Origin of the sequence: Bacillus sp. TH25 (assembly GCF_016650935.1) — a bacterium.
GTDB classification, from domain to species: Bacteria; Bacillota; Bacilli; order Bacillales; family Bacillaceae_G; genus Bacillus_A; species Bacillus_A mycoides.
In genome coordinates, this window is record NZ_JAEKEU010000036.1 from 124,034 (window position 1) to 149,089 (window position 25,056).

The 25,056-nt window shown below is 36.0% G+C and carries 23 protein-coding genes, 1 pseudogene and 1 other annotated feature; of the genes and pseudogenes, 10 read left to right on the forward strand and 14 right to left on the reverse strand.

Going from position 1 to position 25,056, the window contains the following annotated elements; genetic code table 11:
* Nucleotides 1-139: 139 nt before the first annotated feature.
* A complete protein-coding gene (gene metG, locus JFT89_RS16400; protein WP_201040367.1) occupies nucleotides 140-1,774 on the reverse strand; it encodes a methionine--tRNA ligase in 1,635 nt (544 codons plus the stop codon).
* Between the two features lie 50 nt (nucleotides 1,775-1,824).
* Nucleotides 1,825-2,095: a binding site (T-box leader), on the reverse strand.
* On the opposite strand from metG, the gene JFT89_RS16405 reads away from it, so the two are divergent.
* The 4 genes from JFT89_RS16405 to JFT89_RS16420 all read left to right on the forward strand — a co-directional run bounded on the left by JFT89_RS16405 (nucleotide 2,059) and on the right by JFT89_RS16420 (nucleotide 7,466).
* A complete protein-coding gene (locus JFT89_RS16405) occupies nucleotides 2,059-3,027 on the forward strand; it encodes a class I SAM-dependent methyltransferase (protein ID WP_002068134.1) in 969 nt (322 codons plus the stop codon). It overlaps the preceding feature by 37 nt.
* Before the next feature lie 414 nt (nucleotides 3,028-3,441).
* Entirely contained in the window at nucleotides 3,442-5,136 is a 1,695-nt protein-coding gene (locus JFT89_RS16410; protein ID WP_201040368.1) for a methyl-accepting chemotaxis protein, read from the forward strand.
* Nucleotides 5,137-5,337: 201 nt separating this feature from the next.
* On the forward strand, nucleotides 5,338-7,029 hold the full coding sequence (locus JFT89_RS16415) for a methyl-accepting chemotaxis protein (RefSeq protein ID WP_201040369.1): 1,692 nt from the start codon (nucleotides 5,338-5,340) through the stop codon (nucleotides 7,027-7,029).
* Nucleotides 7,030-7,148: 119 nt separating this feature from the next.
* Nucleotides 7,149-7,466: a metal-sulfur cluster assembly factor gene (locus tag JFT89_RS16420; protein ID WP_002068130.1), complete on the forward strand. Its 318-nt coding sequence runs from the start codon at nucleotides 7,149-7,151 to the stop codon at nucleotides 7,464-7,466.
* Between the two features lie 44 nt (nucleotides 7,467-7,510).
* Here the strand turns inward: JFT89_RS16420 and JFT89_RS16425 are convergent, their stop codons facing one another.
* The 7 genes from JFT89_RS16425 to JFT89_RS16455 form a co-directional block, all read right to left on the reverse strand.
* A complete protein-coding gene (locus JFT89_RS16425; protein ID WP_016096579.1) occupies nucleotides 7,511-9,160 on the reverse strand; it encodes a M4 family metallopeptidase in 1,650 nt (549 codons plus the stop codon).
* Between the two features lie 209 nt (nucleotides 9,161-9,369).
* Nucleotides 9,370-10,068, reverse strand: a complete 699-nt coding sequence (locus tag JFT89_RS16430; protein WP_201040370.1) for a pirin family protein — start codon at nucleotides 10,066-10,068, stop codon at nucleotides 9,370-9,372.
* 50 nt (nucleotides 10,069-10,118) lie between these two features.
* Nucleotides 10,119-10,529 carry a MarR family winged helix-turn-helix transcriptional regulator gene (locus JFT89_RS16435; RefSeq protein WP_002068118.1) on the reverse strand — a complete coding sequence of 137 codons (411 nt, stop codon included), beginning with the start codon at nucleotides 10,527-10,529 and terminating at the stop codon, nucleotides 10,119-10,121.
* A gap of 113 nt (nucleotides 10,530-10,642) precedes the next feature.
* Nucleotides 10,643-11,077: a DUF3920 family protein gene (locus JFT89_RS16440; RefSeq protein ID WP_201040371.1), complete on the reverse strand. Its 435-nt coding sequence runs from the start codon at nucleotides 11,075-11,077 to the stop codon at nucleotides 10,643-10,645.
* Between the two features lie 136 nt (nucleotides 11,078-11,213).
* Nucleotides 11,214-11,807, reverse strand: a complete 594-nt coding sequence (gene uptA, locus JFT89_RS16445) for an undecaprenyl phosphate transporter UptA (protein WP_002068116.1) — start codon at nucleotides 11,805-11,807, stop codon at nucleotides 11,214-11,216.
* Between the two features lie 81 nt (nucleotides 11,808-11,888).
* Nucleotides 11,889-13,088: a cation:proton antiporter gene (locus JFT89_RS16450; RefSeq protein ID WP_002129832.1), complete on the reverse strand. Its 1,200-nt coding sequence runs from the start codon at nucleotides 13,086-13,088 to the stop codon at nucleotides 11,889-11,891.
* Nucleotides 13,089-13,586 carry a cation:proton antiporter regulatory subunit gene (locus JFT89_RS16455; protein ID WP_001026076.1) on the reverse strand — a complete coding sequence of 166 codons (498 nt, stop codon included), beginning with the start codon at nucleotides 13,584-13,586 and terminating at the stop codon, nucleotides 13,089-13,091. It abuts the gene before it with no gap.
* Between the two features lie 411 nt (nucleotides 13,587-13,997).
* Here JFT89_RS16455 and JFT89_RS16460 point away from each other — a divergent pair, with 411 nt between their 5' ends.
* The 3 genes from JFT89_RS16460 (at nucleotide 13,998) to JFT89_RS16470 (ending at nucleotide 17,332) form a co-directional block, all read left to right on the forward strand.
* Nucleotides 13,998-15,431 carry an alanine/glycine:cation symporter family protein gene (locus tag JFT89_RS16460; RefSeq protein WP_033707277.1) on the forward strand — a complete coding sequence of 478 codons (1,434 nt, stop codon included), beginning with the start codon at nucleotides 13,998-14,000 and terminating at the stop codon, nucleotides 15,429-15,431.
* Nucleotides 15,432-15,708: 277 nt separating this feature from the next.
* Nucleotides 15,709-16,149 carry a Dps family protein gene (locus JFT89_RS16465; protein ID WP_002034654.1) on the forward strand — a complete coding sequence of 147 codons (441 nt, stop codon included), beginning with the start codon at nucleotides 15,709-15,711 and terminating at the stop codon, nucleotides 16,147-16,149.
* A 985-nt stretch (nucleotides 16,150-17,134) separates the two neighbouring features.
* Nucleotides 17,135-17,332, forward strand: a complete 198-nt coding sequence (locus JFT89_RS16470) for a hypothetical protein (protein ID WP_000656312.1) — start codon at nucleotides 17,135-17,137, stop codon at nucleotides 17,330-17,332.
* 18 nt (nucleotides 17,333-17,350) lie between these two features.
* On the opposite strand, the gene JFT89_RS16475 is transcribed toward JFT89_RS16470, so the two are convergent.
* Both JFT89_RS16475 and JFT89_RS16480 read right to left on the reverse strand, forming a co-directional pair.
* Nucleotides 17,351-17,632 (reverse strand): hypothetical protein, encoded by a 282-nt coding sequence (locus tag JFT89_RS16475; RefSeq protein WP_002068154.1) that lies wholly within the window; start codon nucleotides 17,630-17,632, stop codon nucleotides 17,351-17,353.
* Between the two features lie 118 nt (nucleotides 17,633-17,750).
* Nucleotides 17,751-18,329: an LOG family protein gene (locus tag JFT89_RS16480; protein ID WP_033707281.1), complete on the reverse strand. Its 579-nt coding sequence runs from the start codon at nucleotides 18,327-18,329 to the stop codon at nucleotides 17,751-17,753.
* 73 nt (nucleotides 18,330-18,402) lie between these two features.
* Here JFT89_RS16480 and JFT89_RS16485 point away from each other — a divergent pair, with 73 nt between their 5' ends.
* A complete protein-coding gene (locus JFT89_RS16485; protein WP_201040372.1) occupies nucleotides 18,403-18,726 on the forward strand; it encodes a MazG nucleotide pyrophosphohydrolase domain-containing protein in 324 nt (107 codons plus the stop codon).
* A 53-nt stretch (nucleotides 18,727-18,779) separates the two neighbouring features.
* Complete coding sequence (locus JFT89_RS16490) at nucleotides 18,780-19,286, forward strand: ferritin (protein WP_201040373.1); 507 nt, start codon at nucleotides 18,780-18,782, stop codon at nucleotides 19,284-19,286.
* 25 nt (nucleotides 19,287-19,311) lie between these two features.
* Here JFT89_RS16490 and JFT89_RS16495 read toward each other — a convergent pair.
* The 4 genes and pseudogenes from JFT89_RS16495 to JFT89_RS16510 all read right to left on the reverse strand — a co-directional run bounded on the left by JFT89_RS16495 (nucleotide 19,312) and on the right by JFT89_RS16510 (nucleotide 24,077).
* A pseudogene (locus JFT89_RS16495) lies at nucleotides 19,312-19,549 on the reverse strand (hypothetical protein).
* An 87-nt stretch (nucleotides 19,550-19,636) separates the two neighbouring features.
* Nucleotides 19,637-20,818, reverse strand: coding sequence for a NupC/NupG family nucleoside CNT transporter (locus tag JFT89_RS16500; RefSeq protein WP_016096573.1), 1,182 nt, complete (start codon nucleotides 20,816-20,818; stop codon nucleotides 19,637-19,639).
* Nucleotides 20,819-21,161: 343 nt separating this feature from the next.
* Entirely contained in the window at nucleotides 21,162-22,343 is a 1,182-nt protein-coding gene (locus JFT89_RS16505; protein ID WP_002016016.1) for a NupC/NupG family nucleoside CNT transporter, read from the reverse strand.
* 303 nt (nucleotides 22,344-22,646) lie between these two features.
* The gene (locus JFT89_RS16510) at nucleotides 22,647-24,077 is read right to left on the reverse strand and encodes an alanine/glycine:cation symporter family protein (protein ID WP_002068141.1); all 1,431 of its coding nucleotides are present in this window, start codon (nucleotides 24,075-24,077) and stop codon (nucleotides 22,647-22,649) included.
* Nucleotides 24,078-24,378: 301 nt separating this feature from the next.
* On the opposite strand from JFT89_RS16510, the gene JFT89_RS16515 reads away from it, so the two are divergent.
* A complete protein-coding gene (locus JFT89_RS16515; RefSeq protein ID WP_063218069.1) occupies nucleotides 24,379-25,017 on the forward strand; it encodes an NAD(P)-dependent oxidoreductase in 639 nt (212 codons plus the stop codon).
* The last annotated feature ends 39 nt before the right edge of the window (nucleotides 25,018-25,056 follow it).

Below are 25,056 nucleotides of genomic sequence, written 5' to 3' on the forward strand. Positions count from 1 at the left end.
TCAGAGAAAGCAAAGAATTTAGGTGGGGGATCAACTGCCCGTAAAAGCCCGATTGGTGAGGGCTAATAATCAGTGGGGGATGAACAAAACCCCCACTGATTAAAGTTTCACTTTATTTGAAAGGCCTTTTCCTTATATTTCACTTTACCGCTCCATATAACTTTTCTACCTCATGTTCAATTTGTTTTACATCGATTCGCTCAAATAAGGGCTGCACATTATCAATTCGGTTTGGCAACGTATTTTGAGGTTCCCAATTTACTTTAACACTCGATAATGTATTTCTAACTCTTTCACTTGAAAACGGTAAAAATGGTTCCAGCAGTTGTGCAAAGTTTGCTATTAGGTAAACACAATTATAAATTGTTTCCTCACATGAAACTGGGTCGTCTTCTCTTTGTTTCCAAGGCTGCTTTTCATCAAAGTATTTATTTGCAAAGCGTACTGCATCAAATATTGTTTCTAGTGCCACCTTAAATTTAGTTTGTTCAATCGCCTCTCCTACACTTTTATATAATCCTTCTACTTTATCTTTCAGCTCTACATCAATACTTCCCTTCGGTACAGTACCACCATAATATTTTTCAACAAACTTTAATGTCCGGTTCACAAAGTTCCCGTATGCACCTAACAATTCACTATTATGACTGTAAATGAATTCACGCCATGAAAAATCAGTATCACGATTTTCTGGTGCGTTAACTGTTAAAAAGTAACGAATAGAATCTGGATTGTAGCGTTCTAATATGTCAGGCACCCATACTGCCCAGTTTTTACTTGTCGATAATTTTCTTTTTTCTACTGTTAAATACTCATTCGAAACGATATGACGCGGGATCGCTTCTTCTCCTATTCCAAGTAATACCGCTGGCCAAATGATTGAATGAAACGGAATATTATCCTTACCATGTACATAATATGTTTTCGCTCCTTTATCCCAAAACTCTTGATCATCTTTCCCTGTTTCTTCAGCCCAATTTTTACTCGCCGAATAATATCCTGTCACTGCTTCAATCCATACGTAAATTTTCTTATCTTCATATCCTGCCACTGGAATTGGTACCCCAATTGGTAAATCACGTGACACTGCCCTATCTTGTAATCCTTCCTTTAAATATCTCTCTGTTAATTGAATTGCATTGTCGCGCCATGTTCCTTTCTGCTTTGCAATTTCTACGGCCTCTTTAATTTGCTGCTGAAATTTATGCAATGCAAAATAGAAATGCTCTGTTTCCTGTACTGATGGCGTACTACCACATAACTTACATTTCTTTTCTAACAAATCGAGTGGATCTAAAATAGCGGAACAAGCATCGCATTGATCGCCCCTTGCTGCTTCATGACAATGCGGACAAATACCTTCTACATATCGATCCGGTAAAAATTGCGTACACGTTTCACAATAAGCTTGCTCAACTACTTTTTTATAAATATAACCTTCTTCTAATAGTCGCAAAAAGACTTTTTGAACAGTTTCATGATGATGCTCACTATCTGTACGTGTATAGCAATCATAAGTAAAACCAAGGCTACGAAAACATCGCTCAAACTCTTCGTGATACTTATCAGCAATTTCTTTCACCGTCACACCTTCTTGCTTTGCTCTAATTGTAATCGGTGTTCCATTACAATCACTTCCTGAAACATACAACACATGCTCACCTTTTGCCCTGTAATAACGTGCTAAAATATCTCCTGGTAACAAACTAGCAATGTGTCCAAGGTGTAACGAACCATTTGCATACGGCCAAGCGCCTCCAATAAAAATACTCATCTTATATTCCTCCTTTAAAATATAAAAAGCCCCGCCCTTATCTTAAAAAAGATAAGGGCGGGGCTGTATAAACAGTCGCGGTACCACCTTATTTCGTCAGTCATTCGCATAACTAACCTTAACAAGTACGGAGCTATGTGCTCTTATACTCTGGTTTTGATAACGAGTACCAACTCTCGTCGCCGCCTACTATTATCATTTGATAAGTTCAGGACGAAGCTCAAAGGCCATTGTTCAAATGAATATTCTTGCTTCTTCTCAGCTACCGAAGCTCTCTGGAAAGAATGGTTCCATTCTACTTTTCCTTTTCAACGCTTTTATGTATAAAACGTATTTTACGACTTAACAACAGAAAAATCAAACTTTTATTCAAAAGAACAGGAAATCCTACTCATTCACCGAATAACTATACGTTCACAAAAGGAGTGATAAAATTGAATCAAAAACAACTAAGTACTATTAATGAAAAAAGCTGGAACGCAGCTGCTTATGAAGCTTGGACAAATCGCCACGGGGCGCCAGAGGATTATGCGAAAAAGCTCATGGAAGATCCCGTGCGCGAGGTAGATCATTATTTACCTTACATACAATCTCCAAAAGGAAAGCGTATTATTAATTTACTCGGGTCAAAAGGAAATAAAGCCGTCGCTCTTTCCCTATTAGGATCTGACGTAACAGTTGTTGATATTTCAGCGAGTAATGCCAAATATGCAAATGAACTTGCAGAAGCCGCTGGTGTCTCTATCCAATACATCGTCTCTGATGTACTTGATGTAAATCTTTCCGAATCATTTGATGTCGTATTGCTGGAACTTGGTGTACTTCATTACTTTTTAGATTTAAAACCACTCTTTCAAAAGATTGCTAACTTACTTAAACAAGATGGAATGCTTATCCTTCGTGACTATCATCCTATTTACACTAAATTATTAGGTGTAGATCATCCATCATTTCGGGCCAATGGAAATTATTTCGATGAAGAATTGATTGAAGATGATGTTGCTTATAGCATTCTTCTTACAGAATCGCAGAAAGAATCATTACCGAAAACAAACATACGCCGCTGGACGTTAGGAGAAATTGTTACAACACTTGCGGAAGAACGTTTTAAAATTGAAAAGCTAGTTGAAGAACACGGGTCTCATCAAAGGTGGGTTTTCTCTTCTACTTCACCCGAAGGAATTGAAGAACGTATACCAGGTCTATACACATTAATTGCGACAACATGCAAAAAAGGATCCCTTCACGGATAGGATCCTTTTTTGCATGCTTACGCATATAAGTTGAGGTTGGAGATTACCATAATTCTGTAGAATAGGACACAAGATATTTCAACATTCGTCTCTGACTTACGTCGTCAAAAAGGGGTATGACCAACATAACGAAGAGTAATGTTTAGTTGATAGTGATAATCGTTATCAACTAATTAGAAGTATACAGGATGTTATTTCAAATTACAATACCATTTCTGATTTTTATTTATGAATTTTTTGATATACAAATGTATACATTTTAAGAACATTTACTCACATTAATCTGCCATATTCCATTATCTGCTATAATTTTCATTGAACAGATTAATAACTTCTTAATCATGTTTTTATTAATTTCGTTCTTAATATTTATAAATTACAATAAATAGTTTTTTAAAAAAGGTAGGGGTAACAATGAAATATGTTAGCATTCGAAAAAAACTACTGTTCACACTCTTAAGCATTTCTTCCTTATTTAGCATTGCTCTTATTGTTATTCTTTCATTCGCGATGAATCAAGCAAGTGAAATCGAAACATTAAAGAATGATGTATCGAAAAGAGCAACGATTTTAAAAGAACGTGGCGATTGGTTCCAAGCGCAGGTCGCTGGTTTACAAGAATATTTACTATCACATGACCAAAAAGGATTGGATAAATTCAACCGGGAAGGAAAAAAACTAGCTGATACTAGGGAGAAAGTAACAAGTGATAAAAAACTCCCAGAAGGAATGAAAGAGGCCATTTTAATGGGAGCAAAATGGCGCAGCGTCGTAGATAATGAAGTCCTCCCTCTTGCACGGGAAGGAAAATGGGATGAAGCATCCAAAATTGCTCTTGCTCAAACAGATTATGTAAATGATCTTTTAAGTCGTTTTACTAAATATGCAAATGAAGAAAATGACAAACGGGACGTATTAATTACTGACGTAGAGTCTTCTTCATCCCTTATTCAATATATTATTTTCTTCTCACTCATTACATGTACATTAACGTCTATTCTATTGGCATGGTGGTTCTCTGGTAAACTCGTTAAACCGATTCGACAAATTGATGCGAAGTTAAAAGAATTAGCTTCTCAAGATGGCGATTTAACCGCTAGATTACACGTAACGAGTAAAGATGAAATTGGTGACATCGCAAATTCCTTTAATCAAATGCTTGCTAACTTACAGCGTATAATAAAGCAAGTCCAACAAACATCAACAAGTGTAAAAGAAGCTTCAGAAAATATGTTTATCGAAACGACTGCATCTATGGATACTACCGCACACATCCAAGCAACTATGAATACACTTGATCATAATATTCGTTCACAAGTGTCTAGCATCGAAGAAAGCTCAACGGCAATGGACGATATGGCAACAAGTGTTCAGCGTATTGCAGAATCTGCCTCTTCTGTTGCTGGATTGGCTGTTACAACTTCTGAAAAAGCAGATGATGGTAGTAAAGTAATTGAAAAGTCTATTACACAAATGAATACAATCAATGAAGCTGTTAACGCTACATCGCAAGTAGTAGAGCGACTTATCACACATACTAATCACATTGATACTGCCCTTCAATCCATTTCTAACGTTGCAGAACAAACGAATCTACTTGCTCTAAATGCTTCTATTGAAGCAGCTCGCGCTGGTGAACATGGCAAAGGATTCGCAGTTGTCGCCGATGAAGTACGCAAACTTGCGGAACAATCTAAACTAGCCGCAACCGACATTAACCATTTACTTCATCAAATTCAAGAGGACACAAAAATAGCTAATGAAATGATGACACAAGGTCAATCAGAAGCTTCACAAGGAATCACTGTCATTCGTACTGCTGGCTCTTCATTCTCAGCAATTGTTAACCACATTAACAAAGTCTCTACACAGATGCAAGAAATGTCTGCAACTGCTGAAGAGATGGCCGCAAGTTCTGAGGAAATGAATGCCGCTTTAAATAATATCGCTTCTATTTCAAACGAAGTTGCCGCTGAAACAACACAGACAGCACATTCAGCTGGTGACCAAGTAAATGTAATGAAAGACATTGCTACACAGTCATCAGAAATGAAAACTGCAGTACAAGAACTCGAAGTTCTCGTTTCTCATTTCAAAACAAATGTATAAAAGTAAAAAAGAGGGATTTGTTTTTTAGCCCCTCTTTTTTACTTTAAAATATATCTTTCTCTCTCCCACTCTGTCTGCTATAATTCCTAAAGGAAATAAGAAAGCTTTATTCCAACTTTAAATAGGAATAAGGCTTTCTCTTAAATTGTTATATGAGGTAATCTTAATACTCGAATTTCACAAAGGAGGTTTTTTAATCATATGAATTTTATTAGCATTCGAAAAAAACTAATGTTCATGATGGGAATGATTTGCGCTTTATTCGGCATCGCCTTAGCTTTTATTTTATTCTTTACCATGGATCAGTCTCATAAAGCTGAAACATTACAAAAAGAAATTTCTCCTCTTGCAACAGAATTGAAAGAGCGCGGAGACGCTTATCAAGTACAACTTTCTGCTTTAAGAGGTTATTTACTACAACATGATCAAGTCGAATTAGACAAGTTTAATGAGATGAGTAAACGTCTTGAAGATACAAAAGGGCAACTTCTTTCTAACCCTAACACTTCTCAATCCGTGAAAAGCACAATGGAATTAGGATCCACTTGGAGAAATTTCATTGAAGAGAAAGTATTCACTCTTGCAAAAGAACAAAAATGGGAAGAAGCTTTACAAGTAGCTTCTACAGAGAATGGCACTGTTTATAAAGTAATCGGTGATTTCACAAATTACACTAATGAACAAGCTAAATTACGTGAACAATCTATTGAAAAAATCGATCAATCTTCACTACGAATTGAATATGTTGTCTTCTTATCACTTGTTATTTGTATTGTAACTGCAATTATTCTTGCATGGTGGTTCTCTGGTAAGCTTGTAAAACCAATTCAACAAATTGATACTAAACTAAAAGAATTAGCCTCTCAAGAAGGCGACTTAACAGCCCGTCTACAAGTAAATAGCAATGATGAAATTGGTGCAATTGCAACATCATTTAATAAAATGTTAGAAAACCTGCAACATATCATTAATCGTGTTCAAAAAACTTCTGTGGAAGTACAAAATGCTTCTGAAAATATGCTAGAAAAGACCAATACATCGCTTGATGCGACAATAAAAGTTCAAAGCTCGATGTCCAATTTAAATGCAAGCATTCAATCGCAAACTTCTAGTATGGAAGAAAGCTCTACTGCAATGGATGATATGGCATTAAGTGTTCAGCGTATTGCAGAATCAGCTTCGTCTGTGGCCGAGCTAGCTGTTACCACATCTGAACATGCTAACGATGGAAATACTGTTATCCAGAAATCTATTACACAAATGACAACGATTCACGAAGCTGTAAATGCTACATCAGAAGTAGTCGAACGTCTAATCACTCATACAAAATATATCGATACAGCTGTACAATCTATTTCTAATATCGCTGAACAAACAAATCTACTTGCATTAAATGCTTCTATTGAAGCTGCTCGTGCCGGCGAACAAGGAAAAGGATTTGCTGTCGTAGCTGATGAAGTTCGTAAACTTGCTGAACAATCAAAAACAGCTGCAACAGATATTAACCAATTGCTACATCAAATTCAAAATGACACAGAAACTGCTAGCTCTATGATGTCTCAAGGTCGTTCCGAAGCATTTGAAGGTATTAACGTCATTCGTGAGGCCGGCTCTTCTTTCACAACAATCGTTGGTCAAGTGAATAAAGTGTCTACTCAAATTCAAGACATATCAGCAACTGCTGAAGAAATGGCTGCAAGTGCTGAAGAAATGAACGCTTCACTCAATAACATCACTTCAATTTCTAATGAAGTATCAAGTGAAACTGCCGCAACAGCACAATCTGCTGGGAAAAAAGTCCTTGTTATGAATGAAATGACCCTAACTGCAAAACAAATGAAACAAACAGTTGAAGAATTAGATCAACTCGTATCTCATTTTAAAACTGAATAGCTTTTCAAAAAATATTCCTCTTTCTGAGAGGAATATTTTTTTGAGCTCATTCCCTGCACATTACACGTATTTCCGTTATAATGAGAATCGATATCATCAATCTGTAGGAGGTGCTACTTATGTCACAAGAAGCATTTGAAAATAAATTATATGCAAATTTAGAAGCTGTTATTGACCCTGAATTAGGTGTTGATATTATCAATCTTGGATTAGTTTATGACGTTACAGCAGATGAAAATAATAATGCTGTCGTTACAATGACAATGACTTCTATCGGTTGTCCAATGGCTGGCCAAATCGTATCAGACGTTAAAAAAATATTATCAACGAACGTACCCGAAGTAAATGAAATAGAAGTAAACGTCGTATGGAATCCGCCATGGACGAAAGAACGTATGTCACGTATGGCGAAAATCGCACTAGGTATTCGTGATTAAATAAGGAAAAGACCTGACAATCCAGTCAGGTCTTTTTTCTCTTATTATTTTACTCCTACAGCATCATAAGCTTTCGTTACAGCTTGTACAGCTTTAGAGTTTTTACCATATAAATCTTCTGCTGATTGAAGTGCAGCTTGACGCATCATTTTAAAGTCAGAGTTTGCAGTTAAATATTTTGTAAGAGCACGATAGTAAATTTTTTCTGTTGCTTCACGGCCCACTCCAGTTACTTTCACATTGTAATGCGTGCCGCCCTCAGACACTAAATACGCCGCCTTATTGTTAATACTACTGTTAATATGAACGCCTCCATTATCAGCTGTTCCAGTATAACGTTTATTATAGTGATCTGGGTAACCTTCACCTGGTTTTAATGGGTTTGGAATAGATGCTGGATCTTTCAGAGATCGAAGTGCATCTCCAGGTTTACCAGGTGTATAAATATCGGCACCTAAATCCCAGCTCTTCTTCTCAACCATGACACCCATAATATCAGATATCGATTCATTTAACGCTCCTGATTCATTTTTATATACAAGGTTTGCTGTATGTTCAGTTACAGCATGCGTTAATTCGTGGCCAATAACATCTAGCCCTGCTGATAATGGAATGAATGTCTTACCATCGCCATCACCATACATCATTTGCACACCGTTCCACGCTGCGTTATTCCAAGATTCACCTACGTGAACAGCAGAAATAAGTTTCGCACCTTTATCATCGAAAGAGTTACGGTTAAATGTCTTTTTATAATAATCATATACTTTTCCTGCATTCACATGCGCATCTACTGCCGCTTTATCTTCGAAGAACTTAGATTTACTTGCAATTTCTTCTCCTGTATATCCAAGAATTTGTGAGAATAAATTAAACCAGTCTTCGTTCATATTCTCTGCATCAAATGTATGGACACCTTGTCCTCGTGTACCATCAAATAAGTTGAACGCTCCTGTTTTCGTATCTTGAGCAATTTCAAATGATTGTCTAGCCCCTAATACTCCGTAACCAAATCCAGTAATGTTATCTACAGCATTATATTTCTCAATAACATTCCCATTTGTTGCATCAACAAAGTAATGCCAATATCCTGGAGCTGGTTTCGAAACCGACGCTTTTACAAGATATGCAAGATAGTATTGACCATCTTTTTCATACACATATAAATCTTTTTTCACACCATCATAATTCTTTACTTTACCAATTTCTTTCTCAATATTAGCTTTTGCAATCGTTTCTGCTTGTTCCGCACTAATACTTGCAGATGCAGGAATATTTTTATTATCTAAATTCGGAATAACTTGTCCGAAAAATGCTTTTACATTATTCTCTTTATCAAGCGTAACTGTTTGATCTGAACCATACACAGGAATGTTATTATGCTTCTCAACTAACTTCACATGTGTTGTACCAGAATCAGCATCTTTTTCTTCACCAACGATATTGAAATGTTTGTCAATATTTCCCGCTAGTTTAAACATATCCTTTTTACTCTCTAAATATTGAAAGACCGTCTCTTTTTTATCTAGTCCTTCCGGCGCCTTCCATTCTTCACCTATGTAAGCTGGTGTTTTAAACTCTTGGTGATACTGGATTTTTTGCTCTTCTGCTTTCGTCGTAGTTGCTCCAAATGCCCCAAACCCACTTGCGATAACAGTTAATGCTAATGCTGATGAAATTACTTGCTTTTTCAATCTAACACTCCCCATTTCCCTAAAAGTTTTTAACACCTTTATAAATATTCTGAATAATCTTCCCAATACCTGCTCTCAAAAATTGAGAAAGTTTTTTCTGATAATTAAACTCACCAAAAAGAGGACATCGAAAAACGATGTCCTCTTTCCTATAACTTTTCATTCCGCTATTTATATGCTGGAAAGCCACCACTGATTAAAGCCTCACTTTATTGCATTTTCATTTCAATTGCTAAATAGTGAGACTTCTCTTTCGCTTGAATGCGAATCTCTTCTTCTACAGCCTCCGCTGCATCACGCATTACAAGTGTTTCACCGTTTACAACGCTGCTACCTTCAATTTGTACAAGGTACAATTGACGTCCTTCTTTAACAGGACAATGAATTTCTTTACCCGCTTCTAATGATAAAGAATATAAATTTGCATCTTGGTGAATATGAATTGGTGCATCTCCATCAGAAGGAGATACCATATGGAACCACTCATTTTCACGTTTACTCCAATCAAATTTAAACTCACCATAGTTTGCTTTATGACCGTCGCGGTCTGGTAAAATCCAAATTTGCAATAAACGTAATGTTTCACTTCCTAAGTTATGCTCACTGTGAAATACACCAGTACCTGCACTCATATATTGAACATGCCCACGCTCAATTGTCCCGCGGTTCCCCATACTATCTTCATGTGTTAATTCACCATCTATAACGTAAGAGATAATCTCCATATCACGGTGCGGATGCATATCAAAACCAGTTTGTGGCGCTATTAAATCATCATTCATAACACGTACTGCTCCAAAATTCATGTTGTTTGGATTATAATAATTTGCAAAGGAAAAATGAAAATGTGTATTTAACCAACCGTGATTTGCTCTTCCCATATTTTTATGATCAACTTTTCTAAACATATCCTTCACCTCATATTATCTCGAAATCGAGATATTTATTTTTAATTTTATCACTGCAACTTCTTCAGTAATTCTAATAATTGTTTTTGTTCTTCTCTATTTAACTTATCAAATTGCTCTGCTTGAAATGTTTCTTGCGGCGGGACTATTTCTTCATATAGAACCTTTCCCTTTTCTGTTAATGAAATATATTTCGTGGTACCTTCTTGTTCACGCTGAATCCAATCTAGTTGCTCCATCTTATTTAAAAGTTGAGTAACATTTCCTTTCGTAACAAACAACTTATTTCCAAGTTCTTGCTGCGTTAAACGATCGTTTCCTCCAATTTGAACTAATGCATCAAACTGAGCGGCAGATACATTCCACTTTTTCAAATGCTGATTCGTCTCACGAATACTTCTATTATAAAAGCGTGATAAACGAAACCATAATATTAATCCAAGTCTTTCCTCTGCTTTCATTACATCACCTCGCTCATTTGATACTATTAGTTTAGAACTAAACTTATCAAAGGTCAACTACTTATTTTTAATTAGCAACAAATAAAAGCACAGTGATTTTCCTCCACTATGCTTCAGATTAAATTTCTATTTTTATATTCATCTAGCTTCCTCTCCGCGAAATGCCTCGCATCTTTCTCGATCCATCTTTCTTCGTATAGTTCATTTCCAACATATAGTACATCGTCCTTATGCTGCATCGCATGCCTGAATTCATGCAATAGCGTTTTGAGTACTTGCTCATACTCTTCCCACATACAAACGAAAATTAATTGTTTTTCTTTATGATAAAAACCACCTACTGGGAATAAAAACTCCTCTTCTTCTTCTCCTAATGATAAAAGTACATGATTCGCATCACACGTATCACAAAAAATAACTGGCGTTGCACTTACTTCAATAAGAGAAAACAAATCATTTCTTAACTTTTTGACATCCCAAGGAAGCTCCGAATCCAACACATACCAATTCTCAACTTCTTGATATACATTTTGAAACTGGAGTTCCATTTCTTTTTATTCCCCTTTCCAAGCTCTCTTTTTCTATATATATGCCACAATATGGTAAATATTAAACATACACTTTCATCCTTTAAAAAATGACAATAAAAAAGAATCTATGTCAGCATAGATTCTTTTTCCGTAATCACTTTTTTTTCATCATTTTTTTTAATATAAAATAACCAATTGCACAAACAATAGCAGCAAGTGCAAAGTATTTCACATATGGCCCAGCTACTTTATTAATACTTTCCCACTCTGTTCCTAATTTAAAACCTAAATATACAAATACAATTGACCATGGAATAACAGCTAGTGTAGTTAGCGTAATAAACTTAGCATGTGACATTTTCGCAATACCCGCTGGTATCGAAATAGCATGACGCACAACAGGAATAAAACGCGCTGTAAAAATAACACCAGTTCCGTAACGATTAAACCACGCTTCAGCATAATCAATATGTTTCTTCTGAATCAAAATATATTTTCCATATCGCTCAAGAACAGGTCTTCCTCCGTATCGACCGATCCAATAAATGAATAGTTGTGCGATTACACCACCAATTGTACCGAACGCGACAGCCCCCCAAAATGTAATGCTTCCTGTTGATACTAAATAACCTGCATAAGATAATACGATTTCACTTGGGATAACCTCTAGCATTAATCCCAGCATAATTCCCCAATAACCAAGTCCTTCTAGAAAAACTAAAACTGAATGAATCAACTCTCCTAACATCATTTACCTCTCTTTACTGTTTTCATTGCAAAAAATAAAAGTACAAGCAGTAAATATCTTGTACTTTTATTTTTTAAAAATTTATCTAGTCTTCGTATCCCACTTAAAGATTTTATTTAAAAATTTATATACATTCTTTGACTCTTTCGTCAGAAGTGGACCTAAGATCGATAGTATAAGTACGTATAGTGCTGAGAATGGTTTCAGTACTGACATTAAACCACCGGCGATACCGATATTAGCCATAATAATGGAGAATTCTCCCCTTGAAACAATTGTTAATCCAATATTTGTGGACGCCTTATGCGATAATCCAGCTTGTCGTCCTGCAATCATCCCTGCTACAAAATTTCCGATTATCGTCAGAAGTACAGCACCTAACGTTAACCATATCGCCCCGCCTAATGAAAACGGATCGATACTTAATCCGAAACTGAAGAAGAAAATAGCTCCGAAAAAGTCTCTAAATGGAACAACGAGATGTTCAATTCTGTCACTATGCTCTGTCTCAGAGAAAACTAATCCTAAAAGAAGTGCTCCAATTGCTTCGGCAACGTGAATTGTTTCCGAGAAACCTGCAATAAAGAATAACGAAGCAAATACTACAATAATGAAAATTTCATCTGAACTAATATTGAGCAATCTATTTAATAACGGCGTAGCCTTTCTGGCCACAATAAAGAATAGAAGCATGTATCCTAAAGCAATTCCAATCGAAGTAAGAGCACCTAAGAAGGAAGCATGATCCCCTAGAACTAAACCAGAAACAACTGATAAATATACAGCAAGGAATATATCTTCAAACATAATAATTCCTAATATTAATTCGGTCTCATTATTACCAGTTCTTCTTAAATCCACTAACACTTTAGCAACGATGGCACTAGAAGAAATCGTAATAATACCCGCAATAATTAAGATTTCAAGTAAAGGGAAGCCCATTATAAATCCATATAATAATCCAAGTGAAAAGTTAATTAAAATATAAATCGTTCCGCCAATCGCAATAGAACGTCCAGATTTAATTAGTTTTTTCATCGAAAACTCTAGCCCTAGATAGAACAGAAGGAACAGAACTCCAATCCTTCCAAGGAAGGAAATTACACTTGCACTTTCAATAAATTTGAGATCGATAACACCTATTGTCGGCGCATGCGGTCCTACTAACATGCCAAGAACAATTAGAAAAGGTATTACTGAGAATTTAAACTTTCCAGCGATTACTGCCGCAATTGCTACTAAAACTAAAGCTGTACCAACTTCAAAAATTAAAGTATCCATCTAGTCAGTCCCCCTATTCGAAAGTAACTCATTAATAATTTTTTTAATTTCTTCTCTCTCACCCGAAACTACAAGCATATCTCCTTCTTCAATTACTGTTTCTGGTCCTGGATTAAATAGCTTTTTCATATTCTTTTTCATAACTGCAATGATCGTTACGCTATATGTTTTTCTTATTTCAAGATCACCGATTGTTTTTCCGATTGCTGGAGCTGTATTCTCTACTTTAAACCACTCAATCGCTAAACCTTCAAAGACCATTTCAACATTCTCTAATGCTCTAGGCTTGTATACCATTCCACCTAATATTGCTGCAATTTGTCTTGCCTCTGAGTCACGTAATGAAATACTTGAGATGCTTTCTTCATGGTCTGAATCAAAATGATACATTTCTCTACGCCCATCATCATGAATGACAATCACCATCTTTTCGTTACCTTTCGTAACGATTTGAAATTTGTAACCAATACCCGGAAGTTCACTTTCTCTAATATTCATATTTAGCTCCTCCATAACAATTTTTATTTAAATTTTCTGTTTTTCTGTCTTTTATTCATCCAATCAATTTTAGAAATTCTAACCATTCAGGATACCTGTGATTTGGAAATCTTTTATTGTAATAATAAGTGGCCACTAGAAACATACTTGAAGATGTAGTAATAAAAAAGAAATTACTTCTCATTTTCAAACTCTTAAGACTTACTTTCAATAAAGATTCTTCTTTCAAATTATCCCCCTCTTTCTCGCTTTAAATTTAGTTTTTTAAAATGTAAATAATTCTAAAAATATTACGATGTAACTTAATCATAACATAAAGTACAATTAAGTAACATGTTTTTTTAGAAAATTTGATTCTGATATATTTTTTGCATATACTTTTCTTATTATGAAAAAAAGGAAGTGTATTATATGGTTGATATCTTTAGCAGATCCCTTGAGGTAACGAATAATATTCTGTGGTCATATATTCTTATTGCAATGTTAATCGGCTTCGGTCTTTATTTCTCTTTTAAAATGAAATTTGTCCAAATTACTCATTTCCGTGAGATGGTCAGTTTAATTAGTAAAGGATTCAATCGAAAAGAAAAGAAAAAAGATAGCATCTCTCCATTCCAAGCATTTTGCTTAAGTGCGGCAGCCCGCATTGGTATCGGGAACTTAGCTGGTGTAGCATTAGCAATTTCTATGGGTGGACCTGGCGCAGTATTTTGGATGTGGTTTATCGCGATTCTCGGAGCAGCTACTAGTTTTGTAGAATGTACGCTTGCACAAATTTATAAAGTAAAAGATGGAAGCAGATTCCGCGGGGGCCCAGCATATTACATGGAAAAAGGATTAAATAAACGCTGGATGGGTATCTGGTTTTCACTTCTAATTACAGTTGCATACGGATTAATCTTCAACTCAGTACAAGCAAATACAGTAACTATAGCGTTTGAAAATGCTTTTGGACTAGAACGAACTATCGTAGGAGCTGTTTTAGCTTTATTAGTTGCGGTAATTATTTTTGGTGGTATTAAAAGCATTTCACGTATTACAGAAATGATTGTTCCTCCAATGGCAATCATTTATATCGGAGTAGCTGTTTTTGTCGTTATTAACAACTTCAATATGTTACCAAGCATTTTTACAGAAATATTTAACAGTGCATTCGGTTTAGACCAAGCCCTCGCTGGTGGTATTGGAGCAGCAATCAAGTTCGGAATTCAGCGCGGTTTATTCGCAACAGAAGCTGGTATGGGTAGCTCTCCTAATGCAGCAGCAACATCAGATGTATCTCACCCTGTAAAACAAGGACTTGTTCAAGCATTAGGTGTTTTCGTAGATACATTCTTAGTATGTACATCAACAGCGTTTATCGTATTATGTTCTGGACTTTACAAAGGATCGAATTTAGAAGGTATTGAATTAACACAACAAGCATTAAGTTCACAAATTGGACCGTGGGCAAGCACTTTCTTAGCGATTATTATTTTCCTATTCGCTTTCAGTTCTTTACTAGGAAACTACTATTATGGTGAAACAAATATCGCATTCATTAAAGAAAGCAAAACATGGTTACTGATTTATCGTGTTGCAGTTGTCGGAATGGTGTTCTTCGGATCTATCGCTGCCCTTCAAACGGTTTGGAGTTTAGCTGATTTCTTTATGGGACTAATGGTATTTACAAACTTAATTGCCATCTCATTCCTTAGCAAATTTGCCTACGCAGCATTAGTAGACTATATAAAGCAAAAGAAACAAGGAAAAGATCCTGTTTTCATTGCAAGTTCTATCCCTGGCTTAAAGAATACAGAGTGTTGGGATGGACAGGATGTAGAAGAAAATAAAAAAGCTGTATAATAATTAAAAGCGGATGCGGCTCGTTCAGAATGCGAGGAGGATGGAGCTTTTGCCTCGCAGGAAGAAGCGAAGCCACCGAACATTCTAGCCGCTGGAGCTATATATCAAATAAAAAATCCCTATTACTTCACAGTAATAGGGATTTTTTATTTACAACAGTTCATAATTTGTTCAAATTAATTCCAGCAAAAGGGTTGATTTATACAAATTACTAGATTATAATAATTATAAATTAGTAATTTGTATAAAATAATAACTCAAGAGGAGATTGATCATAATGAATACACAAGTAATCGAAGCATTAAACAAACAAGTAGCAAACTGGAGCGTTTTATTTACAAAACTACATAACTTCCATTGGTACGTAAAAGGACCTCAATTCTTCACACTACATGAAAAATTTGAAGAGCTTTACACAGAATCAGCTACTCACATCGATGAAATCGCAGAACGCATTTTAGCAATTGGCGGCAAACCAGTAGCAACAATGAAAGAATACTTAGAACTATCTTCTATTCAAGAAGCAGCTTACGGAGAAACTGCAGAAGGGATGGTCGAAGCAATCATGAAAGACTACGAAATGATGCTAACTGAACTGAAAAAAGGCATGGTAATCGCTCAAGAATCTGACGACGAAATGACATCTGACCTACTACTAGGCATCTACACAGAACTAGAAAAACACGCTTGGATGCTACGTGCATTCTTGAATCAATAATATATTTAAAAGCGGAGGTGGCTCGTTCAGTTCTGACTGGCTAAGGTTCTTTCACATAGAAGGCGCTTTTTGCCTTCTTATGTGGAAGGTTCTTAGACACGAAGAGCTAGCCACCGGAGCTGGATACCACTTAAAAGCGGAGGCGGCTCGCTCAGAATCGCAGGGCATTGGAGCTCTCGACCTTGAAGCGCTTTTTGCTTCGAGCGAGAGAGCGAAATGACCGGAGATTCTAGCCGCTGGAGCTGGATAATAACTAAAAGCAGAAGCGGCTCGTTCAGAGTCGTAGGGCATTGGAGCTCTCGACCTTGAAGCGCTTTTTGCTTCGAGCGAGAGAGCGAAATGACCGGAGATTCTAGCCGCTGGAGCTGGATAATAACTAAAAGCAGAAGCGGCTCGTTCAGAATCGCAGGACTTTGGAGCTCTCGACCTTGAAGCGCTTTTTGCTTCGAGCGAGAGAGCGAAATGACCGGAGATTCTAGCCGCTGGAGCTGGATAATAACTAAAAGCAGAAGCGGCTCGTTCAGAGTCGTAGGGCATTGGAGCTCTCGACCTTGAAGCGCTTTTTGCTTCGAGCGAGAGAGCGAAATGACCGGAGATTCTAGCCGCTGGAGCTGGATAATAACTAAAAGCAGAAGCGGCTCGTTCAGAATCGCAGGACTTTGGAGCTCTCGACCTTGAAGCGCTTTTTGCTTCGAGCGAGAGAGCGAAATGACCGGAGATTCTAGCCGCTGGAGCTGGATAAGATTAAAAGCGGAAGCGGCTCGCTCAGAGGCGCTTTTTTTATGAAGTAATCGCACTAAAATTATATCAGCGATTTTCCTAATTCACCGATAAAACACGACAATATTAGCACTCACCTTTTCTACTTTTATCAATATATTACAATCTCTTTTATGTTAAAATATAGGAAACACCCTTTAGTAATTAGATCCAAAAAGCTTGTCCAAGTTCATCATTTACTACTTAAATGACGGGAGTGGTTCAGTTGAAAGACTACTTAATTAGAGCATTTTTTGCGTTAATAACAGTTGGGATTCTCTTACTCATAGCTAATATTTTCAATATACGTGTCGAGGTTAAAGACTATGCTTTCCTCGTTGTTGTAGCTATTGGTGGCGGTTGGGGTGGCTGGTACCTGTATAAAAAACAAAGTAATCAAAATGATAAAGGCATTCCAAAGTAATATGGAATGCCTTCCTTTTTATTTCCGTCTATAGTAAATAACGAAATTCAGACCACTGATCAAAACAATCCCAATAAACATATTAGAAGACTGCACATCGCCGCCTAAACTATATTCATCGGCAATAAATCCTAACATAACAAGTGTTATCGCAGAAACACCAATACATATAACCGAAATAAACCAAAGCGAAAACTCGTTAATCAGCTCTTTCCTCTGTCTTAAAACAATTAGCATAACAAGAATAGATGCTGCTAAAATACTTTTAAAAACAGGACGTAAATACACAAACTCCTCCATCTTTTTCTCCTTTTTAAAAACGTTATATATAAATATTAATATATTTAACTAACTTAAAAACACATGCCTTTTTACGATAAAAAAGACATGTATTTCTATAAATCGCTATAAAAATGTACTATGATAACTGCTTCCACTTCGTCCCCAAAACAGGACGCTCATAATTTTGTATTTCATGAATTAATTTAGCAGCCGTCTCAGCTGAAACGATTAACTCTTTATTCGATGGGTTCATAAAGCCTTCTTCCGCTGCGCGATCAACCATTTGCAGAATTGGTCCGTAGAAGTCTTTAATGTTTAATAAACCAACTGGCTTATCATGTATACCAATTTGTGACCAACATACAACTTCAAATAATTCCTCAAACGTTCCGTATCCACCTGGTAATGCAATGAAAGCATCCGCAAGCTCTGCCATTTTCGCCTTGCGCTCATGCATTGTTTCTACTTCAATTAATTCTGTTAATCCTGTATGTACGATTTCTCCTCGAAATAGACCACGCGGCATAACACCTGTTACACGTCCACCTAAACGAAGAACTTCGTTTGCTACTTCTCCCATTAATCCAACGCATGAACCACCGTATACAAGCTCATAGTCGTTCTCAACAAACATTTTGCCTAATTCCATTGCCTGCTCTTTAAATTCTGGTCTCTCCCCTAAATTGGAACCTGCAAACACACAAATCTTTCTCATTCCTACACCCCGAAACTATATATTGTTATGATACAATTGACATTGTACAACATATTGAAGGGATGAGGAAGAAATGGATATCGTTACATTTCAAAGATGGGTTGAGGAATTTTACGAAAAACGAAGCTGGTCACAGTATAATGCCTTTATTCGCTTAAATTTCTTAACCGAAGAAGTTGGGGAAGTTTCACGAGTTGTTCGCGCTATTGAAATCGGCCGCGATCGTCCTGATGAAGATGCGAAAACAGAAGAAGAGCTAAAACAAGAACTAAAAGAAGAACTTGGTGATGTACTATCTAATCTTATTATTCTTTCGCAAAAATATGATTTAGATTTGCAGGACATTATGGAAGCACACGTCACAAAGCTTTCGAAAAGGTTTGAAACATCTAAATGAGAATATTATCAATTATGATATAATATTATTGTCACAATAATAAGGGGGATTTTATGTTATCTAAAAAATTGCACGACGCATTAAATGAACAAATGAACTTTGAATTTTACTCTGCCCACGCTTATATGGCAATGGCTGCTTACTGTACAGCTGAGAGCTATGATGGATTCGCTAACTTTTTCCTTGTACAAGCTGAAGAAGAACGTTTCCACGCAATGAAGCTCTACAACTATATTAATGACCGCGGCGAGCACGCTATTATTACTGGATTTGATAATCCTAATAACGAATACGAATCTGTATTAAATGCTTTTGAAGTCGCACTTGAACACGAGCGTGAAGTAACGAAACGTATTTATCACTTATCTGATATCGCTTGGGATGAGCGTGAACACGCAACAATTACCTTCTTAAAATGGTTCGTTGATGAGCAAGTAGAAGAAGAAGCTTCATTCGATAGCATCATCCAAAAATTAAAACGTATTACAAGCGATTCAAACGCACTATTTATGCTAGATGCTGAGCTAGAGAAACGTACATTTACGCCTCCAGCTGAGTAATATTGTAATCACCTTAATGAGTGTATTAAGGTGATTTTTTAATTTGTTCTTTTCTAAGCTGAATAAGCTTAGCCAAATCCTTCTTATAAAGACCTGAAACCTTTTCAACAAAAGTCACTATTAGTGAAAGTCCCATCTCCTTCTTCTACTATGCTCAAGTATCCGTGTATCAATTTCAAAAACGCTCTAGCATCTTCTCCAGTTAAATGATCAATGTTCTCTATAACCTCATCAAACTCCCTTAAACTATCCCGTTCTTTCAACTTAATTCCCCCTCGCTGCGTTATTATACCAAAACAAAAAAGCCGTTCATCCCTTAAGTAAGAGATAAACGACTTCTTTACTATTTATTAAAGCATAACCCCAACGATAATCGCTGATAATATACTTACTAACGTTGCACCGTATACAAGTTTTAGTCCGAATGATGATACAACATTTGCTTGTTTGCCATCGATACTCTTCGTTGCACCTGCGATAATTCCGATAGATGAGAAGTTCGCAAATGATACAAGGAAGATTGATAAAATACCTACTGTACGGGCTGATAACTCACCAGCTACTTTTCCTAGATCAAGCATCGCAACAAATTCGTTCGTTACTAATTTCGTTGCCATAATTTGTCCCGCTGTTAGCATCTCTGATGTTGGAATACCCATTACAAATGCTAATGGTGAGAAGATATATCCTAAAATGCTTTGGAATGTGATTCCGAAAATAGAATCGAACACACCGTTAATTGCTGTAATTAATGCCACGAAACCAATTAACATTGCCGCTACTGTTACAGCGATAGAGAAACCTAGCATAATATATTCGCCTAACATTTCAAAGAATGTTTGTTTCTTATCTTCTTGTAATTCTAAAATATCGTCTTCTTCGTTTACGTCATATGGATTAATGATATGAACGATAATGAATCCACTAAATAAGTTTAGTACAAGTGCTGTTACTACATATTTCGGATCAATCATTTTCATATAAGAACCAACGATTGACATTGATACTGTTGACATTGATGATGCACAAAGTGTATATAAACGATTTTTCGGTAATTTGCTTAGTTGATCTTTTACTGTAATAAATACTTCACCTTGACCAACAATTGCAGCTGCTACCGCGTTGTATGATTCTAATCTTCCTAAACCGTTAATTTTACTTAATACGAAACCGACTGCACGAATGATAATCGGTAAAACTTTAATATGTTGTAAGATCCCGATTAATACTGCTAAGAAAATAATTGGTAATAATACTGTTAAGAAGAATGGTGCTTGTCCGTCATTTGCTAGCCCACCAAATACGAAATTAACCCCTGCTTCCGCAAACTTTAAAATAGCGCCAAATCCATCTGCAATCCCTTTTACTAATACAAATCCGATCTTTGTATTTAGTAAGAAATACGCAAGTACCAATTGAATTACAAGCATAAGTGCAATTGGCTTATATTTAATCTTCTTACGATCCGAACTTATAAGGAAACCTAGTACAAATACTACAAGTAAACCGACTAGAAACATTACTATTTTCATATATGAATCCTCCACTTCTCCCACGAGTTATTAGTCGTATAACGAATGACGTCTGACCATTGTTGTTAAAAAAATTTTAAACCCCTAAATATTATTCAACTGCCTTCTAAAATCAGTAAGCGTTTACATAAATTGCAATTTATAACAGGTAGTCTCTTCTTCTCTACCGTATTTAACGTCTGAAATGGATACCACCTACAAACCAAATTGTAAGCGTTATCTAATCGAAATGCAATATAAATTTTAAAATATTTTTATATGTTAATATATTCCTAATTAATTGGTTTTTTTATGTAAATTTACCATAAAAAATAGCCCTAGCTATGAGCTAGGACCACCCTTTTTATAACATAACACCAACGATAATCGCCGATAAAAGACTTACTAATGTCGCACCGTATACAAGTCGTAATCCGAATGATGAAACAACGTTTGATTGGTTTTCATCGATTCCTTTCGTTGCACCTGCGATAATTCCGATAGATGAGAAGTTCGCAAATGATACAAGGAATACAGAAAGAATACCGACTGTACGAGCTGATAACTCACCAGCTACTTTTCCTAGATCAAGCATCGCAACAAATTCATTCGATACTAATTTCGTTGCCATAATTTGTCCCGCCGTTACCATTTCTGATTGCGGGATACCCATTACGAATGCTAATGGTGAGAAGATATATCCTAAAATAGCTTGGAATGTAATGCCGAACACTGAATCAAACAAGCTATTGATTGCTGTAATTAATGCTACGAAACCAAGTAACATCGCTGCTACTGTAATCGCAATCGTGAAACCAAGCATAATATATTCGCTTAACATTTCAAAGAATGACTGCTTTTTCTTATTTTCTAACTGCAATGTATCTTCTTCTTCCGTAATATCATACGGGTTAATAAGATGAATAATAATGAAACCACTAAATAAATTTAATACAAGTGCTGTTACTACATATTTTGGCTCAATCATTTTCATATAAGAACCAACGATTGACATCGATACTGTCGACATTGAAGATGCACATAGTGTATATAAACGATGTTTTGGGATTTTACTTAATTGATCTTTTACTGTAATAAATACTTCTGCCTGCCCAACAATTGCGGCTGCTACTGCATTATATGATTCTAATTTTCCTAAACCATTTACTTTACTTAGCATAGTACCAATAGCACGAATAAATATCGGTAAAATTTTAAAGTGTTGCAGAATTCCGATTAACACCGCAAAGAATACGATTGGTAATAAAGCTGTTAAGAAGAATGAAACCTCTCCTTTATTAACAAGGCCTCCAAATACGAAAACGATTCCAGCTTCCGCATATCCAAGAAGCGCTCCAAATCCATCAGAAATTCCTTTTACTAAAATATAACCAACTTGCGTATTTAATAAGAAATATGATAATACCAACTGAATAACAAGCATAACCATAATTGGTTTATACTTAATCTTCTTTCGATCGGCACTTATAAGAAAACCGAGTACGAATACAACGAGTAATCCTACCAGAAACATAACAAACTTCATTAATAAAATCCTCCATTTAACTCTTCTTTAATGTTGAACGTCTGACCATTAGAAATGAGAAATAATCCGAACTTTCCCTTTATCACTAAAAATATAAAAATGAATATAAAAATCCGTCTAATCTCTTATTCCAAAGCCATTAATCATTCTAACATAAATTACAACTCACATCTGCATTTTTCTTAAAAAAAATACATTTTATTATAAAACTCTCATTAATGTTCGTCTTTTACCTCTCTCCCCTAGTTTATTACTACACAAAAAAACGAGCATCAAATTTCACTGATGCTCGTTCCTTTTTTATTATACAGCTTTTTCTTTATCTGCTACTGCTGGCTTGTCCCAGCACTCTGTGTTCGTTAAACCAGGGATAGAATCTGCACTGAAGACTGGATCTTTTCCTTGTTTCTTTTGTTTCACATAGTCCGCTAATGCTGCATACGCAAATCGGCCAAGAAGTGTAATCGCAATTAAGTTTGTGATTACCATTAGCCCCATAAATAAGTCTGCCATATTCCATACAACTTGAAGTGTCGCAACAGAGCCGAATAGTACCATTCCTACAACCGCAATACGATAAATCGTTAACCAAGTTTTACTTCGTTTAATAAATTCAATATTCGTTTCACCATAATAGTAGTTTCCTAGAAGTGAACTGAAAGCAAATAAGAAAATAATAATCGCTAAGAAGCTACTTGCCCACGAACCGATTTGTGAACTTAGCGCGACTTGCGTTAATTCAATACCTTCTAAATTTGTTGCCTTATATGCACCAGAACATAGTACGATAAATGCTGTTGATGTACATACTAAGAATGTATCTACTAATACTCCAATTGTTTGAATAAAACCTTGTTTCGCTGGATGTGTTACATCCGCTGTTGCAGCCGCATTCGGTGCACTACCCATACCTGCTTCATTCGCAAATAACCCGCGCTGAATACCAAACTTCATTGCAGCACCAATACCACCACCTACAGCTGAATCTAAACCGAATGCACCTTTAAAGATTTCTGTAAACATATCCGGTATTAAATAATAATTTTTAATAACAACGAACACAGCTACTGCAATATAAATAATTGCCATCGGCGGAACAATCATTTCTGACATACGCGCAATACTTTTCACACCACCAAAAATAATAACCGCAACCAATACCGCAAGTACAATCCCTACAACATAACGCTCAATACCAAATGCATTTTTAAATGCTAATGTCACTGTATTTGCTTGTACTGAGTTGAAAATTAAACCGTAACTAATTGTGATCAGAATAGAGAACCAAATCCCCATCCAACGTTTATTTAAACCTTTTTCCATATAATAAGCAGGACCACCACGGAAGCCACTGCCATCTTTTATTTTATAAATTTGTGCAAGCGTACTTTCTACGAAACTTGAAGATGCTCCAATAATCGCAATAACCCACATCCAAAATACAGCTCCAGGTCCTCCCATAGAGATAGCTAGCGCTACACCAGCTAAGTTACCGATACCAATACGAGCTGCTGAACTCATACAAAATGCTTGGAATGACGATACACTTCCCTTTTTACGTGTCTTTCCAGTTAAGCCATCACCCATTAGTCGAACCATTTCCCCTAAATGAGTAATTTGTACGAATTTCAATTTAATAGAAAAATAAAGCCCTAAACCAATTAACATTGCGATAAGAATATATGACCAAAGAATCGTATTCGTTGATGAAACGAATTGTTCTAAAATATTCATACAATTAGTCCCCTCCCTTTTTTCTTCATAAATTGAATTATATTTAAAAAATATTCAAAAATCAACATTTTTCGACAGGATATTGCTTCCATATGTTAGATTTTATAACATGATCATGTTATTTGTTATGTTTTATGACTTTGTATTTATAAAATGCACATACTAAAACAATAAATAATCCATTGACAAAAAAGCCAACCTGTAACTATAATGGTTACATCAGGTTGTAACAAACCTAATTACACCAAATTCATTCATTTTCACATATACACTTTAACAAAACACTTTGGAGGGATTCATTATGAAAATCGGAATTATCGGAGCAAGTGGTAAAGCAGGAAGTCGTATTTTAAAAGAAGCATTAGATCGCGGACATGAAGTAACTGCAATCGTAAGAGATGCTGCAAAAATTACAGACCAAAACGTAAAATTTTTAGAAAAAGATGTATTCTCTCTTACATCTAACGACCTACAAGCATTTGATGTAGTGGTAAATGCATTCGGTGCTCCAGCAGGACAAGAACATCTTCATGTAGATGCTGGAAACGTACTTATTGAAGCTGTGAAAGGTGCACCTAATACAAAATTACTTGTTGTTGGTGGAGCTGGAAGCTTATTTGTAGACGAAGAAAAAACAACACGTGTATTTGATACACCAGGTTTCCCTAACGAATACCTTGCAACAGCCCAAAACCAAGGTAAAAACTTAGAAATCCTACAACAAACAAATGATATCACTTGGACATTCATCAGCCCTTCTGCACTATTCGCATTAGGAAAACGTACTGGTTCTTATACAGCTGGCAAAGACAATCTTCTTGTTAACTCAAAAGGCGATAGCTACGTAAGTTACGAAGACTTCGCAGTAGCAGCACTTGATGAAATCGAAGCTCCAAAACACGTAAACGAACGCTTCACAGTAGTTTCTGAAGCTGAATAATAAAAAACGCGCATAGATACAATATCTATGCGCGTTTTT

Coding starts and splice junctions, on each gene's coding strand:
- JFT89_RS16410 (WP_201040368.1), top strand. CDS start 3,442: ATGAAATATGTTAGCATTCGAAAAAAACTACTGTTCACACTCTTAAGC.
- JFT89_RS16475 (WP_002068154.1), bottom strand. CDS start 17,632: ATGGAGGAGTTTGTGTATTTACGTCCTGTTTTTAAAAGTATTTTAGCA.
- JFT89_RS16435 (WP_002068118.1), bottom strand. CDS start 10,529: ATGAAAGCAGAGGAAAGACTTGGATTAATATTATGGTTTCGTTTATCA.
- JFT89_RS16515 (WP_063218069.1), top strand. CDS start 24,379: ATGAAAATCGGAATTATCGGAGCAAGTGGTAAAGCAGGAAGTCGTATT.
- JFT89_RS16465 (WP_002034654.1), top strand. CDS start 15,709: ATGAATACACAAGTAATCGAAGCATTAAACAAACAAGTAGCAAACTGG.
- JFT89_RS16500 (WP_016096573.1), bottom strand. CDS start 20,818: ATGAAAATAGTAATGTTTCTAGTCGGTTTACTTGTAGTATTTGTACTA.
- JFT89_RS16450 (WP_002129832.1), bottom strand. CDS start 13,088: ATGGATACTTTAATTTTTGAAGTTGGTACAGCTTTAGTTTTAGTAGCA.
- JFT89_RS16430 (WP_201040370.1), bottom strand. CDS start 10,068: ATGTTTAGAAAAGTTGATCATAAAAATATGGGAAGAGCAAATCACGGT.
- JFT89_RS16510 (WP_002068141.1), bottom strand. CDS start 24,077: ATGAATATTTTAGAACAATTCGTTTCATCAACGAATACGATTCTTTGG.
- JFT89_RS16440 (WP_201040371.1), bottom strand. CDS start 11,077: ATGGAACTCCAGTTTCAAAATGTATATCAAGAAGTTGAGAATTGGTAT.
- JFT89_RS16420 (WP_002068130.1), top strand. CDS start 7,149: ATGTCACAAGAAGCATTTGAAAATAAATTATATGCAAATTTAGAAGCT.
- JFT89_RS16505 (WP_002016016.1), bottom strand. CDS start 22,343: ATGAAGTTTGTTATGTTTCTGGTAGGATTACTCGTTGTATTCGTACTC.
- JFT89_RS16415 (WP_201040369.1), top strand. CDS start 5,338: ATGAATTTTATTAGCATTCGAAAAAAACTAATGTTCATGATGGGAATG.
- JFT89_RS16460 (WP_033707277.1), top strand. CDS start 13,998: ATGGTTGATATCTTTAGCAGATCCCTTGAGGTAACGAATAATATTCTG.
- JFT89_RS16490 (WP_201040373.1), top strand. CDS start 18,780: ATGTTATCTAAAAAATTGCACGACGCATTAAATGAACAAATGAACTTT.
- JFT89_RS16485 (WP_201040372.1), top strand. CDS start 18,403: ATGGATATCGTTACATTTCAAAGATGGGTTGAGGAATTTTACGAAAAA.
- JFT89_RS16405 (WP_002068134.1), top strand. CDS start 2,059: ATGGTTCCATTCTACTTTTCCTTTTCAACGCTTTTATGTATAAAACGT.
- JFT89_RS16480 (WP_033707281.1), bottom strand. CDS start 18,329: ATGAGAAAGATTTGTGTGTTTGCAGGTTCCAATTTAGGGGAGAGACCA.
- uptA (WP_002068116.1), bottom strand. CDS start 11,807: ATGTTAGGAGAGTTGATTCATTCAGTTTTAGTTTTTCTAGAAGGACTT.
- metG (WP_201040367.1), bottom strand. CDS start 1,774: ATGAGTATTTTTATTGGAGGCGCTTGGCCGTATGCAAATGGTTCGTTA.
- JFT89_RS16455 (WP_001026076.1), bottom strand. CDS start 13,586: ATGAATATTAGAGAAAGTGAACTTCCGGGTATTGGTTACAAATTTCAA.